The sequence below is a fragment of the Streptomyces sp. NPDC027189 genome (assembly GCF_055566975.1).
Window position 1 is genome coordinate 96542 of the sequence record NZ_JBVHRI010000028.1, and the last position, 13850, is coordinate 110391.

The following is a 13850-nucleotide window of genomic DNA, read 5'->3' on the forward strand; positions in this document are numbered from 1 at the left end:
CCCGCCCGCCGCCCTCATCTCCCGGTGCGCTGCGGCCATGCGGCGATGCCACCGCTGATGCCCGCGCCGAGCAGGGCGAGCGCGAGGGTCAGTGCGACCCAGTGGTGCGTCGCCAGGTCGAGGACCCCTTGGTCCAGGGCGCCGGCGGCCTGCGCATGTTCCGGGTGTGCCGGGTTGTAGACGACCGTCGTCGCCACCCGGTCCTCGGCGTCCCGGGGGCCGTGCGGGACATAGAGGGAGCCGTCGATCGCCTCTTCGGACTCGGCGACGGGCTGACCTGCGGTATCCGTGAAGTCGAGCCACACGGAGGACGTGTCGCAACTCGTCCCGCGCCCCCCGGAGGAGCAGGCGGTGGCGAGGGTGGCATGGGCGGACGTGTGCCGCCCGTGGTCGCGCAGCGCGGCCAACTCCGCGTCTCCGCGCTGGAGTCGGAGCAGCTGGCCGGCCAGGAGCAGACCACCGATCAGCGCCACCGTCAGCGCGGCCGCGACCGGCCACCAGCGGCGCACCGGGCCCTCCATCATGTCCTGCACTTCACTCCTCCCCGCGACCGTCGACCTGGTCGGCACCGTAGTCGATGCCTCCGGTGAGCACGCGCCGAAGTCGATGCCTCCGGTGACCATGCGCCGGGGATGCGCGCGCCGCCTTCACAGCCCCCACAACCCCTTCCCCAGCGTCGTGACCCCGCCGGTCAACGCCAGCAACAACACCAGCATGCGGGCCCGCTTCTCGGAGACGCGCTGCGCGAGCGCCCGGCCCGCCAGGGCGCCCACCGTCGTCCCCGTCACCGTCAACCCCCAACGCATCCCGCCGAGATGGGGCACCCCGTTCGCGGCCACCGAGAACGCGTTCACCACCACCCCGTAGAACTGCGCGTTCGGCACGAACTCCCGTACCGCCCAACCGGCGTTGACGGCGTACAGGGAAACCGGCGGACCGCCGACCCCCGCCGCGGAGTTCATGAACCCGCCCGCCGCCCCCGCGGCCACCGCGCCCTTGGTCCCGCGCAGGGCGGGCACCCGCGCGCCCCGTATGACCAGCGCCACGGCGACGGTCACGAGCGCGCCCATGAGCACCAGCAGCACCGGCTCCGGCAGCCGCCGGGCCAGCCACGCCCCGGCCGGGACCGTGCACGCCGCCGCCACGCACAGCGGCACCATCGCGCGCGGCCGTACCGACCGCCACCCGCCCGCGAGGCCCACGACACTGATCGCCCCGGTGGCGCAGTTGGCGAGGACGACCCCTTCGGCCGGACCGAGCAGCAGCACCAGCGCGGGCACCGCGACGAGCGCGAAGCCCATCCCCGTGAGCCACTGCACGCAGGACCCCACCAGCACGATGACACCCAGGAGCAACTCACCTGTCATGGAAGGCCTTTGCCCCCGCGCGGGCTTGGGCACTCGGCCCGGCCCGCAGGTGACCGATCAGTCGCGCTGCGTGAGTTGGGCGGGAGTTGGATCAGTCCTGCACGTCCGCTAACCGGCGCGAAGCGAGTCTGGAGTCACTCCCACCGCAGGGGAGTACCCCACCTCACCCGCACTGGAGACGCGATGACCCGTCGTTCCATAAGCAAGCGCGCAGCCGTCGTCACCGCCACCGTCCTCGTCGCCGCCGGCACCGTGACCGCCGGTATCGGCGCCGCAGGTCCCGAGCGTACGGAGAAGCCCACCAAGGCGCAGATCGCCTCCCTCTTCGACGGCTGGAACGCGACCCTGGGGACCGGCGACCCGGCGAAGGTGGCGGACCGGTACGCGAGCGACGCGGTCCTCCTGCCCACCGTGTCCAACAAGGTCCGTACCGACCACGCCGGGATCGTCGACTACTTCGAGCACTTCCTGGAGAACAAGCCGGTCGGCAAGAAGATCCAGACCATCGTCGATGTCCTCGACAAGAACTCCGCCATCGACACCGGGGTCGTCCGCGCCGATCTCCAGGCCGACCACCCGGTCCGTCTCGTCGCTGCGCGCGCTGATCACGATGATCGGGATCTCGCCGCGCGCCCGCAGCGCCTTGCAGATGTCGAGGCCGTCGGTGTCGGGCAGCCCGAGGTCGAGCAGGACGACGTCGTACGGGCCCTCGTGCGCCAGCGCCGCCCCCCCGTGGTCACGCACTCGACCTCGAAGCCGTAGCGCAGCAGTCCGCGCCGGAGCGATTCGGCGAGCGGCTCGTCGTCTTCCACCAGGAGTACGCGCACAGGCGGATCGCTAGTGCTTGAAACTTAAGTCACCGGGGTCCCATGTGACACGGGGCACTTTCCGGAGTGGCGGGCGGGAGCGCGGGCAGGTGCGGTCTCGGAGCGGCCGGAAGGCCCGGCTGACCTGACGTCCTCGGAGTGATCACGTCGTGAGCGGGACATCTCACGATGCGATCCTTCGGAAGGGATTTCCGGCCGCTCGTTAGACTGAGCCGACCGCAGTTGTGCGGTGCAGAGACAGACTGAGCGAGGAGCGCACGTGGGCCTTGTCGTGCAGAAGTACGGAGGCTCCTCCGTAGCCGATGCCGAGGGCATCAAGCGTGTTGCCAAGCGGATCGTGGAAGCGAAGAAGAACGGCCACCAGGTGGTCGTGGTGGTTTCCGCGATGGGCGACACGACGGACGAGCTGATCGATCTCGCCGAGCAGGTATCCCCGATGCCCAGCGGACGAGAGTTCGACATGCTGCTGACCGCCGGAGAGCGGATCTCCATGGCCCTGCTGGCCATGGCGATCAAAAACCTGGGCCACAGCGCCCAGAGCTTCACCGGCAGCCAGGCGGGTGTCATCACCGACTCGGTCCACAACAAAGCGCGGATCATCGACGTCACGCCCGGCCGGATCCGTACCGCGCTGGACGAGGGCAACATCGCCATCGTCGCCGGCTTCCAGGGCGTCAGCCAGGACAAGAAGGACATCACCACCCTCGGCCGGGGCGGGTCCGACACCACGGCGGTGGCGCTGGCGGCCGCGCTGGACGCCGAGGTGTGTGAGATCTACACCGATGTGGACGGCGTGTTCACCGCCGACCCGCGGGTCGTGAAGAAGGCGAAGAAGATCGACCGGATCGCCTTCGAGGACATGCTGGAGCTCGCCGCGTCCGGCTCCAAGGTGCTGCTCCACCGCTGTGTGGAGTACGCGCGCCGCTACAACATCCCGATCCATGTGCGCTCCTCGTTCTCCGGGCTGCAGGGCACCTGGGTCAGCAACGAGCCGATTCAGCAAGGGGACAAGACGGTGGAGCAGGCCATCATTTCCGGTGTCGCGCACGACACCTCCGAGGCCAAGGTCACGGTCGTGGGCGTGCCGGACAAGCCGGGCGAGGCCGCCTCGATCTTCCGCGCGATCGCCGACGCCGAGATCAACATCGACATGGTCGTGCAGAACGTGTCCGCCGCTTCCACCGGGCTGACGGACATCTCCTTCACCCTCCCCAAGACCGAGGGCCGCAAGGCCATCGACGCCCTGGAGAAGGCGAAGGCTGTGATCGGCTTCGACTCGCTGCGCTACGACGACCAGATCGGCAAGATCTCCCTGGTCGGCGCCGGTATGAAGACCAACCCGGGCGTCACCGCCGGCTTCTTCGAGGCCCTCTCGGACGCGGGGGTGAACATCGAGCTGATCTCCACCTCCGAGATCCGTATCTCCGTGGTCACCCGCGCCGACGACGTCCCCGAGGCCGTCCGTGCCGTCCACACCGCCTTCGGCCTCGACTCCGACAGCGACGAAGCCGTCGTCTACGGAGGCACGGGCCGCTGATGTCCCGCACAGGGGCGCGGTCCGACCGGCCGACGCTCGCGGTCGTGGGAGCGACCGGAGCCGTCGGCACGGTCATGCTCCAGATCCTGTCCCAGCATGCGGACATCTGGGGCGAAATCCGTCTGATCGCCTCGCCGCGCTCGGCCGGCCGCAAGCTGGCCGTGCGCGGCGAGGAGGTCGAGGTCGTGGCCCTGTCGGAGGAGGCCTTCGACGGGGTCGACGTCGCGATGTTCGACGTACCGGACGAGGTGGCCGCCCATTGGGCGCCCATCGTCGCCGCCAGGGGCGCGGTCGTCGTCGACAACTCGGGCGCCTTCCGGATGGACCCGGACGTGCCCCTCGTCGTGCCCGAGGTCAATCCGCACGCCGCGCGCGTGCGCCCGCGCGGGATCATCGCCAACCCGAACTGCACGACCCTCTCCATGATCGTCGCCCTGGGCGCGCTGCACGCCGAGTTCGGACTGCGCGAGCTGGTCGTGTCCAGCTATCAAGCGGTCAGCGGCGCGGGCCGCGCGGGCGTCGAAACCCTGCGCCGGCAGATGTCCCTCGTCGCCGGTACGGAACTGGGGACCAGCCCCGGTGACGTGCGACGTGCCGTGGGCGACAACACCGGGCCGTTCCCGGAGCCGGTGGCGCTGAACGTGGTCCCGTGGGCCGGGTCCCTCACCGAGGACGGCTGGTCCTCGGAGGAGATGAAGGTACGGAACGAGTCACGCAAGATCCTCGGGCTCCCGGAGCTGAAGGTCGCCGTGACCTGCGTACGCGTCCCCGTCGTCACCACGCACTCCCTGACCGTGCACGCCCGCTTCCAGGGCGACGTCACGGTGGCGAAGGCGCGGGAGATCCTCGCCACCGCCCCCGGTGTCGTCCTGTTCGACAACCCCGCCGCCGGTGAGTTCCCCACGCCCGCCGATGTGGTGGGCACCGACCCGACCTGGGTGGGCCGGGTGCGCCGGGCGCTCGACGATTCGACGGCTCTCGAACTGTTTGTGTGCGGGGACAACCTGCGCAAGGGTGCTGCATTGAACACCGCTCAGATCGCGGAGTTGGTGGCGGCGGAGATCATCGGGGCGTAGGTTCTGCGTTCTGGGCGTGGGCGGGGTCCGCAGGTTCTGCGCCCCCGATGTCCGGCAGCCGGAAATCTCGGTGGCCCTCGGGGATTCGTTTGTAGGATCTATGTCAGTTCTGTGGCCGGAGTAATGGTCCGGACCACTTGAAACGAACCCACTCGGCGTTCGAAGATTTCACTCCCCGTCCTCCGCAACCGCGCGGAGGACGGGGAGCGTCTTTGCGGTCGCCATTCAGGGGGCGGCCGGAGCGGTATGGCATATGGGGCATAGGGGATGAGCTGGTACGCATGAGGGCATTTGACGCATTGTCAAACGGGGTGCCTGACGCAAAAGCGATGCCTGATGCGTACAACCCTCCCGGGGGGACGCGTGTCCAACTGGCGTGGCAGAGGTACTCGAATTCACCGCGGTCCAGACGAGGGGCACAGCCCTGCGTCCACCCCGCCGACTCCGCAGCCCCGGCGCGCCCGGCGGCATGCCGGTGATCGCGCCCATGCCCGCAGCGCGGCCAGCCCGCATACCGAACCAGCGCGACGGCGCTGAGGACAGCCTGGCGGCGGGCACCACCGTCGACCACCTCACCGAGACCTACCGCGCCCACTACCGGTCGCTCCTGGGCCTCGCGGCACTCCTGCTCGACGACACCGCCTCCTGTGAGGACGTCGTCCAGGAGGCCTTCATCCGGGTGCACTCGGCGCGCAAGCGCGTCCGCGACCCGGAGAAGACGCTCGCCTATCTGCGCCAGACCGTCGTGAACCTCTCGCGCTCCGCTCTGCGCCGGCGCATCCTCGGCCTCAAGCTCCTCTCGAAGCCGATGCCCGACATGGCGAGCGCCGAGGAAGGCGCGTACGACCAGCTTGAGCGGGACGCGCTGATCAAGGCCATGAAGGGACTCCAGCGCCGTCAGCGCGAGGTCCTGGTCCTGCGCTATTTCGCGGACATGACCGAGGCCCAGGTCGCCGAGACGCTCGGGATATCGCTGGGCTCGGTGAAGGCGTACGGCTCGCGCGGCATCGCGGCGCTCCGTGTCGCCATGGAGGCCCCGGCATGAGCGAGCGACGTGACACCCACGACCGACACGAGCCCTACGAGTGGCATGAGCCGATGGACCGGCTCGAGCCCCACGAAGACGAGCGCGAGCAACATGCTGGGAACGGAACTGTGAACCACGGCCCCGACGGACACCACCCCGACGGACCAGGACCCGAAGGGCTCGGCTCGGACGAGCTGGCGCTGCGCCGGCTACTGCACCAGGCCGTCCAGGAGATCGAGCCCACCGACGGCACCCTGGAGCACCTGCGTCGCGCCGTTCCGGCCAGACGAGCCCGCAAGCGCCAGGCCGTCGTCGGCATGGCGGCCGCCGCGCTCTTCATCGGCACGGCGGTCCCCGCCTTCGTGCACGTCTCGAACTCCTCGGGGTCGAACGCCGACCCGTCCATAGCCGCCAACAGCTCACAGGCCCAGGGCGGCGCGGGCGAGGGCAAGGGCCCGGACGGCGGCGACGGGAAGGCCGCGGGCGGCTCCGGCGACACCTCCAAGGACAAGGGCAACGACGGCCAGACGGGCACGCCGGACAAGGGCAAGGACGGGGGCGGCGGAGCCGCAACGGGCGGTGCCGACCCGACGGCCTCGGCCGTGACCGCGACCGCGTGTACGGCCGAGCAGCTCGGCGGGGCCACCAGCGCCGTCGGCACCCCGGACGCCGCCGGCGCGGTCTACGGCTCCTTCACCGTCTCGAACGTCTCCACGACCGCCTGTACGGTCTCCAGCGCGGGCACGGTGAGCGCGGCGGCGCAGGGCGCTGCGGACCCCGCAAAGGTCGGTGTGGCGACGCATGTGCCGGGCGACGCGGCCACCGGGCTGCCCGACCCCTCCACGGAGGTCACCTCCATGGTGCTCCAGCCGGGCACCTCGTACGTGGTGAAGTTCGCCTGGGTGCCCTCGGAGACCTGTCCGACCACCTCGGAGCCCTCACCGGACCCGTCCCCCACGGAGGGCACCACCGACACCGGCGGCACCTCCACCGAGACGGGCGGCACCACGGCACAGCTCGCCACGGAGGACGGGGTGGCCGACGGCAGCGTCCTCGTCTCCAACACGGCGGAGACGGGCACGGCCACATCGTCGGTGACGGTCTCCAACGCGTGCGCCGGCACGGTTATTCACACGGGGATCCTGGCGGCTTCCTGAGCGGACGCGTTCGGCCCCTTGGGCGTGGCGGCTTCCTTGGGTTTGCGGGGAGAGGCGTCACATCCTGGGCCTGATGGCGTCCTTGTCCCTCGTCTTCTTCCACTTCGTCTTCGGACGAACTCTTCGTCTTCGGACGAGGCGGCGATCCCTAGGCGGTGGGCGACGCCGACGCGGGGGCGCTCGTCCCGCCCTCGGGCCGCTGCTCGGCCTCGTCCTCGGCCCCCGGCTCGCCCCCGACCCGCTCCTCGGACTCGTCCGGGGCCAGGCCCAGCGCCGCGTCCCGTGCGAACTCCACCTCGCGGCGCAGCAGCCGGAACCACATGAAGACGACGAAGCCCGCGAAGACGAACCACTCCCCGGTGTAGCCGAGGTTCTGGAACGCCTTCAGGTCCAGGCCGCTGTTCTGCGGCGCGGTGGCGGGCACCGCCTTCATCCCGCTGTCCGCCTTGTCGAGGGTGATCCACCCGTCGTACGGCTTGTACGGCACCAGGTTCACCAGCGAAGCCGAGCTGATGGCGCCGGTCTGCCCCTTGGGGAACCCGCCGGCCGCACTGACGCCGTTCGACCCCGGGCTCTCGGACGCCTGCAGGGCACCCGTCACCGTGACCTCGCCGGTGGGTGCGGCCGGTGCCTTCGCCGGGTCCGCGTCACCGGGCAGCCAGCCCCGGACGACGGGCAGTGCCTTGCCACCGTCGATGCGCAGCATCGTCAGCACATAGAACCCGCGCTTGCCGTCCAGCTCGCGGTCGGGCACCAGCAGCTGTGTGTCGTACCGTCCGGTGGCGGTGGCCTGCTTGCCCGATGTGTTCTGGTCCACGGGCAGCAGCTCGGTGAGCGGACGGGCCGCCTCCGACCTGGCCGACGTGACCTGTTCGCTCGCCGTCCGGTGGTCCTTGACCCGGTCCTCGAAGCGCCCCAACTGCCACGACCCCATGAAGATGCAGAAGGGGATGGCCAACAGCACGAAGACGTTGATCCCCCACCAGCGGGGCGTCAGCAGGAACCGGTACACGCCTTCCAAGGTACGGGGCCCGTACGGGCGGCCGGGTCGCGGGGTCAGTACCGCTCGGTCAGGTGATCCCGCCCCGCCAGGGGTTCGTACGGCTCCGGCCAGAAGTCGGTGACGGAGGCTATTCGCCCTGATCCGTCCCCGGTGAAGAACGAGATGGCGTACATCTCGTCCAGACCCACGGTGAAGTGGGCCCAGGTGACGACCTGATCGGGCTCGGCTATCACGCGCTCGACCGTGAGGTGCCAGTCGCCCGGATACTCACGGTTGAACTCGACGTACCGCTCGCGGCCGCGGATACGCTCCCGCGTCTGCGGCAGCGTGTACTCGACGTCCTCGGCCAGGGTGTCGGAGAACGCGGCCCAGTCCCGGGCCTCGGCGGCGGCCCAGAACCGCTCGACTGTCTTGCGCAGATCGGTCATGCGAAGAAGTCTGCACCCCGCCACTGACAGTCGGCCTGACCTGCGCAAATGCCTCGGACGGCGCTATCCGTCGCGGGGTTGTCCCTGGCCGGCCTTGCGAGTACATGAGCGGGATGCGCGGCCGGTCCGCCGGGAAGCGGTTGGCACGGCCTCCCTGGCGTCGTACACGTCGGCCGCGACGAAGGCCGCGCGGTCGGCGGAGAAGCCACATGGCCGCGAAGTTGTCCACAGGCTGAGGACCTCGCCGGCGACTTGTCGGGCGGGCCAGGCACTATGGGGCCATGACTGAGAGCAGTGGGTCCATCGAGCAGCAGGCGGCCGTCGAGCAGCCGCGGGAGCAGCGGCAGGCGGCCATGCCCGACTGGGAGAAGCGCTTCCGGGCGCCGAGGGTGTCGCTGCCGGACTGGGCGGAGGCCGCCCCGCACCGCTCCCTGTTCGTCTCGAACGCGACGGGGACGTACGAGCTGTACGCCTGGGACCGCGCGACGGGGGAGCAGCGCCAGGTCACGCGCCGGGCGAACGGGACGACGGACGGGGTGCTCTCGCCCGACGGCGAGTGGATCTGGTGGTTCGACGACAAGGACGGCGACGAGTTCGGCATCTGGCGCCGCCAGCGCTTCACCGGCGAACCCTCAGGAGGGGACGTCGACGACCCGGCCGTCTCCGGCCTCGACCCCTCCTACCCCGCCGGACTCGCCATCGGACGCGACGGGCGCACGGCGGTGGTGGGCCGCTCCACGGACGACGACGGCTCGACGATTCATGTGGCCCGGGCCGGCGAGGCCCCCGTGGAGATCTACCGCCACCGCGAGTCGGCCGGGGTCGGCGACCTCTCGCACGACGGCTCGCTGATCGCCATCGAGCACACCGAGCACGGCGACGCGATGCACTCGGCGCTGCGGGTGCTGCGCCCGGACGGCTCGATGGTCGCGGAGCTCGACGACACCAAGGGCGGCACGGTCGAACTGGGCCTGGAGGTGCTGGGCTTCGCGCCGGTCGACGGGGACACGCGGCTGCTCATCGGGCATCAGCGGCGCGGCCGCTGGGAGCCGCTGGTGTGGGACGTCGGGACCGGCGAGGAGACGGACCTGGGGCTCGACCTGCCCGGCGACGTGGCGGCCGAGTGGTACCCCGACGGTTCCGCCCTCCTCATCGCCCACAGCTTCGAGGCGCGCAGCGACCTGTGGCGTTACGACCTCGCCTCCCGCGAGCTGACGCGGGTCCCGACGTCTCCCGGCACGGTGTCCGGGGCGACGGCCCGCCCGGACGGCACGGTGGAGTACCTGTGGTCCTCGGCGGCCGAGCCGTCGGCGATCCGCTCGACGACCGGCGAGATCGTCCTCGATCCCCCCGGCCTGAAGTCCCCGGGATCGGTCCCGGTGGAGGACGTCTGGGTCGAGGGCCCCGGCGGCCGCATCCACGCCCTGGTCCAGAAGCCGGCGGGCACCACGGGCCCCCTCCCCACGGTCTTCGACATCCACGGCGGCCCGACCTGGCACGACAGCGACTCGTTCGCGGCGGGCCCCGCCGCCTGGGTGGACCACGGCTATGCGGTGGTCCGGGTCAACTACCGAGGCTCCACGGGCTACGGCCGGGAGTGGACGGACGCGCTCAAGCACCGCGTCGGCCTGATCGAGCTGGAGGACATCGCCGCGGTCCGCGAATGGGCCGTGACGTCCGGTCTGGCAGACCCCGACCGCCTGATCCTCACCGGCGGGTCCTGGGGCGGCTACCTCACCCTCCTGGGCCTCGGCACGCAGCCCGACGCGTGGACCCTCGGCATCGCCGCCGTCCCGGTCGCCGACTACGTCACGGCGTACCACGACGAGATGGAGGCCCTCAAGGCCATGGACCGCACGCTCCTCGGCGGCACTCCCGAGGAGGTCCCCGAACGCTTCGAGGCGTCCTCCCCGCTCACCTACGTCGACGCGGTCAAGGTCCCCGTCTACATCTCCGCAGGCGTCAACGACCCCCGCTGCCCCATCCGCCAGATCGACAACTACGTCACCCGCCTCGCCGCCCGCGAAGCCACCCACGAGGTCTACCGCTACGACGCGGGCCACGGCTCCCTGGTCGTCGACGAACGCATCAAGCAGGTCCGCCTGGAACTGGACTTCGCGGAGAGGCACTTGGGCCGCTGACTGCCGGGTTTCCCGCCCCCGCCCCCTCCGCCCCTGCCCGTGGTGGCTGGTCGCGCAGTTTCCCGCACCCCTTCAGGGGCGCGGGAAACTGCGCGAGCTCTTAGGGGGGTCTGGGGGCGCAGCCCCCAGGTACGGGACGGGCAGGGGCGGAGGGGGCGAAAAAGGCCTTACGCCCCGGCCCGCTCCCGCCGCCGCCGCCCGAGCAGCTCCGCGAGCCCCCGCCGGGTCGCGGCCAGCACCACCCGGTCCTCGGGGCGGAGCACGTACGTGGAGGGAAGGTCCCACACCAGCCCAGGGCTGCGCGAGCCGGACCCCGAGCCGGACGACGTCGGATGGCCCTGGCGCTCACGCTGCGCCGCGGTGTCCAGCGCAAGCACCCGCCACGCCCCCGCCCGAAACGCCTCCCCCACCGTCCGCCCCTCCAACTGCGGATGCCCACCCACATCCACCGCGGCGAAGAGCAACACCCGCCGCTCCACAGGAATCGCCCCAAGGATCTGCCGCCCCATCATGGCGCCGGCAAACGCGGGCGCCGCCAGATGGGACACGCTCCGGCTCCGGGTGAGCGCATCGGGATACGCGGCCCGCAGGGTCCGGTACACCGCGGTCGCGAAGTCGTCGTCGTACAGCCGCAGCACCACCCGCAGATCGGGCCGCACGGTCCGCGCGTACAACGCGGCCTCCAAGTTCATGGTGTCCGCGCTGGTCAACGCGAGCAGCGCATGGGCGCGATGAATCTTGGCGGCCTCCAGGACCCCCTCCTGCGTCACATCACCCAGCACCACCGGCACCCGAAGCCGCCGCGCCAGCGCCAGCCCCCGGGCTTCGGGATCGGCCTCGACGCACACGACGGGAATGTGCAGCTCCCGGAGCCGCGCCAACACCCGCGTGCCGATCTTGCCGACCCCCAGCAGCACCACATGCCCGGACAGCCCCCGCGGCGGCCGCCGCAACGCGGACCCGCTGCGGAACGTACCGAGCGCCTCCAGCACGGCGGCCAGCAGCACCGGCAGCAGCAGCAACCCGACGAGTCCGGAGAAGAGCTGGAGGATCTGCCGCCCGAGGGGCTTCCCGATGGCGGGGTCGTTGATGGCGAAGAGATCGAGCAGCGTCAGATAGGTCGCTCGCAGCGGATGCTCCCCGGTGACCACCATCGACGCGACGGCGAGGCCGACCACACACCCCACGAGCCCCGCGAACGACCAGCGCAGCCGTCGCGACAGCAGCGACGCGAACGGCACGACACTGCGCCCGGCGGACAGCTCGGGACCGGAGTACGAGACGTTCTCCAGTACGACGGTGCCGCGCCCGGTGGCGGCGGCCACCGCCCGCTCGTCGGGCAGGAGTTGCGGTCCTTGCGCCCCACTGCTCTCGGATCCGTCGGCGCCGGCGGGGTCGTTGGTCGTCGCGGACAGCAGCGCCAGCGTGCACAGCCCGGGATCGGCGACCTCTCCGGGCCCCGGCGGCGGCCGCTCCACCGCGTGCAGCATCAGCCCGTCGGTCTGGACGACCTTGCTGGTGCCGGCCACGGCGGTCGCGGCCAGCGCGGGCGCGGCGGTGTCGGCGTCGGACAGCACGGTGGTGGACGCGTCGAACGCCTCGACGCCACCGTCGACTCCCGCGGCCGCCGCGTCTGCCGCGGCTCGCGCGGCGGCCAACGCAGAGGCCTGGTCGAGGAGTGCCTCGATGTGCTGGCCCAGGCGCCGGTTGTAGAGCCGCAGGACCAGCCGGATCCGCGGGTTGAGCCGCCGGGCGGTGAGCGCGGCCCGGATGTTGGTCTCGTCGTCGTCGTACACGAGCGCCAGCGCGGCGGCCCGCTCGACGCCCGCGTCGGCGAGCATGGCCTCAGTGAGTTCGGTGGCCTCCAACAGCCGCTCGGCACCCTGGGGTTCGAGCGTCCGGGTGCCGCCGGATTCCCCGTTCCCGGAGGCTCGGTTCACCGCCGCGGACACCCGGTCGAACAGGCCCGTGGCCCGCGTCCGCCCCACCACCGGCGGTCGCACGCTCCGCTGGGCGGGCGGCACGACCAGGGTCACCTGCTCGCCGTACACCCCGCGCAGTTCGGCGGCCAGCCGGTGGGCCAGGGCGTCGTCCCCGGCCACCACCATGTGTGCGGCGCCATCGCTCGACGCGCTCTGAGACGGAAGGTTCCCCGGGTTTCCCACGGAGGAGAAGACTGCCGTACTGGTACGGGTGGTTCCACAGGGACGGGCCGGTGAGCACCGACGAATCCCCGTGCGCCACGGCTTGGTGGAGGATGTCTCCGCTACGAGGTCGCAGAGGCCGTCTCACCCCCCGAACCGCTCCCGTACCTCGGCCCGTTCGGCCAGCCGCGCCGGATACCCGGGCCCGAGCCGCGGCCGAGTGTCGGCCGCGGTCATCATCTCGCCGCACGAGGAGCACACCACCTCGGCACGCCCCTCGTGCCCGCACCGCTCGTGCCGGAAGACGATCGGCGCGCCCTCTTCCCCGGCGAGCCATCGGTCGCCCCAGGCGTTCATGGCCATCAGCACGCCGAAGAAGTCCCGCCCCTTGGCGGTGAGCAGGTACTCGTACCGCACCGGCTCGCTCTGATAGGGCCGCTTCTCCAGCAGCCCCTCGTCCACCAGCCGTCGCAACCGCTCGGCCAAGGTGTTCCGTGCGATCCCCAGCGACTGCTGGAACGCGTCGAAGCGCCGTACCTCGTAGAACGCCTCGCGCAGGACGAGCGGCGTCCACCAGTCCCCGAGCAGATCCATGGTGCGGGCGATGGAGCAGGGCCAGTTCGCGAAGGAGGTCCGCCTCATGCCCGTCAGGGTACGGCCGGTCTCACCACGCTTCGCGTCCTGTTCGGGCGGGGTGCGACCGGGCACCGTATCGGCATCGCGGGGGTGCATCGGGGCAACTGGCGCCAGATGAGCGGAAGATGGTACATCGGAATCGGAGGCGGGCCGTCCACGTCGTGATCCGTTGCAGATGTTGCCCACACTTTTTTCGCCCTACCTGAGGGTAACAACGCCCGTCATTTGCAAAGCACTTGAGCGGCCAACCCTTCAGATGGAAGGAAACCGGCGCCCCTCAGGCGCGATTGTCGACTCATCTACCCGAAAAGGCGCCTCTTGGCCGAGGAGTTGTGGGTTCAGCCCCTTGACGCACCACCGTTAACCCACATGAGCGATACGGGATCGGGCCCCGTCACCCGGTAGTCTCTCCCTAGTGCCGCATCAGGCAACGTTTGCCCTGTCCACGAGGGCGCATAGGCGCCGGTCATCGGCGTGGCGGTTTCGCCAGATGATGTAGCGGCGGAT

At 70.9% G+C, this 13850-nt stretch carries 11 protein-coding genes and 2 pseudogenes; 6 read left to right on the plus strand and 7 right to left on the minus strand.

Annotated features, from left to right (window positions below; translation table 11 throughout):
• Positions 1-14 precede the first annotated feature (14 nt).
• Together ACZ4RZ_RS41540 and ACZ4RZ_RS41545 are read right to left on the minus strand one after the other, a co-directional pair.
• Positions 15-533 carry a hypothetical protein gene (locus ACZ4RZ_RS41540; protein ID WP_467752738.1) on the minus strand — a complete coding sequence of 173 codons (519 nt, stop codon included), beginning with the start codon at positions 531-533 and terminating at the stop codon, positions 15-17.
• 114 nt (positions 534-647) lie between these two features.
• Positions 648-1367 (minus strand): sulfite exporter TauE/SafE family protein, encoded by a 720-nt coding sequence (locus tag ACZ4RZ_RS41545; protein WP_467752740.1) that lies wholly within the window; start codon positions 1365-1367, stop codon positions 648-650.
• Between the two features lie 183 nt (positions 1368-1550).
• On the opposite strand from ACZ4RZ_RS41545, the pseudogene ACZ4RZ_RS41550 reads away from it, so the two are divergent.
• Positions 1551-1913, plus strand: a pseudogene (locus ACZ4RZ_RS41550) (SgcJ/EcaC family oxidoreductase); the annotation flags it as partial.
• On the opposite strand, the pseudogene ACZ4RZ_RS41555 reads toward ACZ4RZ_RS41550, so the two are convergent.
• Positions 1914-2194, minus strand: a pseudogene (locus tag ACZ4RZ_RS41555) (response regulator); the annotation flags it as partial. It abuts the pseudogene before it with no gap.
• Positions 2195-2453: 259 nt separating this feature from the next.
• Between ACZ4RZ_RS41555 and ACZ4RZ_RS41560 the strand changes: the two are divergent.
• The 4 genes from ACZ4RZ_RS41560 (at position 2454) to ACZ4RZ_RS41575 (ending at position 6991) form a co-directional block, all read left to right on the plus strand.
• Positions 2454-3731, plus strand: coding sequence for an aspartate kinase (locus tag ACZ4RZ_RS41560; protein WP_467752742.1), 1278 nt, complete (start codon positions 2454-2456; stop codon positions 3729-3731).
• Complete coding sequence (locus tag ACZ4RZ_RS41565; protein ID WP_467752744.1) at positions 3731-4807, plus strand: aspartate-semialdehyde dehydrogenase; 1077 nt, start codon at positions 3731-3733, stop codon at positions 4805-4807. Before ACZ4RZ_RS41560 ends, ACZ4RZ_RS41565 begins: the two co-directional genes overlap by 1 nt.
• A 469-nt stretch (positions 4808-5276) precedes the next feature.
• On the plus strand, positions 5277-5852 hold the full coding sequence (locus tag ACZ4RZ_RS41570) for a SigE family RNA polymerase sigma factor (RefSeq protein WP_467752764.1): 576 nt from the start codon (positions 5277-5279) through the stop codon (positions 5850-5852).
• On the plus strand, positions 5849-6991 hold the full coding sequence (locus ACZ4RZ_RS41575) for a hypothetical protein (RefSeq protein WP_467752746.1): 1143 nt from the start codon (positions 5849-5851) through the stop codon (positions 6989-6991). The genes ACZ4RZ_RS41570 and ACZ4RZ_RS41575 overlap by 4 nt, the downstream gene beginning before the upstream one ends.
• 148 nt (positions 6992-7139) lie before the next feature.
• On the opposite strand, the gene ACZ4RZ_RS41580 is transcribed toward ACZ4RZ_RS41575, so the two are convergent.
• Together ACZ4RZ_RS41580 and ACZ4RZ_RS41585 are read right to left on the minus strand one after the other, a co-directional pair.
• Positions 7140-8003, minus strand: coding sequence for an SURF1 family protein (locus tag ACZ4RZ_RS41580; RefSeq protein WP_467752748.1), 864 nt, complete (start codon positions 8001-8003; stop codon positions 7140-7142).
• 44 nt (positions 8004-8047) lie between these two features.
• Complete coding sequence (locus ACZ4RZ_RS41585; protein ID WP_467752750.1) at positions 8048-8422, minus strand: nuclear transport factor 2 family protein; 375 nt, start codon at positions 8420-8422, stop codon at positions 8048-8050.
• A 281-nt stretch (positions 8423-8703) separates the two neighbouring features.
• On the opposite strand from ACZ4RZ_RS41585, the gene ACZ4RZ_RS41590 reads away from it, so the two are divergent.
• A complete protein-coding gene (locus tag ACZ4RZ_RS41590; protein ID WP_467752751.1) occupies positions 8704-10563 on the plus strand; it encodes a S9 family peptidase in 1860 nt (619 codons plus the stop codon).
• A 167-nt stretch (positions 10564-10730) separates the two neighbouring features.
• On the opposite strand, the gene ACZ4RZ_RS41595 is transcribed toward ACZ4RZ_RS41590, so the two are convergent.
• Both ACZ4RZ_RS41595 and ACZ4RZ_RS41600 read right to left on the minus strand, forming a co-directional pair.
• A complete protein-coding gene (locus ACZ4RZ_RS41595; RefSeq protein ID WP_467752753.1) occupies positions 10731-12671 on the minus strand; it encodes an NAD-binding protein in 1941 nt (646 codons plus the stop codon).
• Between the two features lie 180 nt (positions 12672-12851).
• Positions 12852-13349, minus strand: a complete 498-nt coding sequence (locus tag ACZ4RZ_RS41600) for a winged helix-turn-helix transcriptional regulator (RefSeq protein WP_467752755.1) — start codon at positions 13347-13349, stop codon at positions 12852-12854.
• Between the last annotated feature and the right edge of the window lie 501 nt (positions 13350-13850).

Excerpts from the sequence above, each read along its gene's own strand:
- ACZ4RZ_RS41585 (WP_467752750.1), bottom strand. The coding sequence starts at position 8,422 with ATGACCGATCTGCGCAAGACAGTCGAGCGGTTCTGGGCCGCCGCCGAG.
- ACZ4RZ_RS41600 (WP_467752755.1), bottom strand. The coding sequence starts at position 13,349 with ATGAGGCGGACCTCCTTCGCGAACTGGCCCTGCTCCATCGCCCGCACC.
- ACZ4RZ_RS41595 (WP_467752753.1), bottom strand. The coding sequence starts at position 12,671 with ATGGTGGTGGCCGGGGACGACGCCCTGGCCCACCGGCTGGCCGCCGAA.
- ACZ4RZ_RS41545 (WP_467752740.1), bottom strand. The coding sequence starts at position 1,367 with ATGACAGGTGAGTTGCTCCTGGGTGTCATCGTGCTGGTGGGGTCCTGC.
- ACZ4RZ_RS41575 (WP_467752746.1), top strand. The coding sequence starts at position 5,849 with ATGAGCGAGCGACGTGACACCCACGACCGACACGAGCCCTACGAGTGG.
- ACZ4RZ_RS41565 (WP_467752744.1), top strand. The coding sequence starts at position 3,731 with ATGTCCCGCACAGGGGCGCGGTCCGACCGGCCGACGCTCGCGGTCGTG.
- ACZ4RZ_RS41590 (WP_467752751.1), top strand. The coding sequence starts at position 8,704 with ATGACTGAGAGCAGTGGGTCCATCGAGCAGCAGGCGGCCGTCGAGCAG.
- ACZ4RZ_RS41570 (WP_467752764.1), top strand. The coding sequence starts at position 5,277 with ATGCCGGTGATCGCGCCCATGCCCGCAGCGCGGCCAGCCCGCATACCG.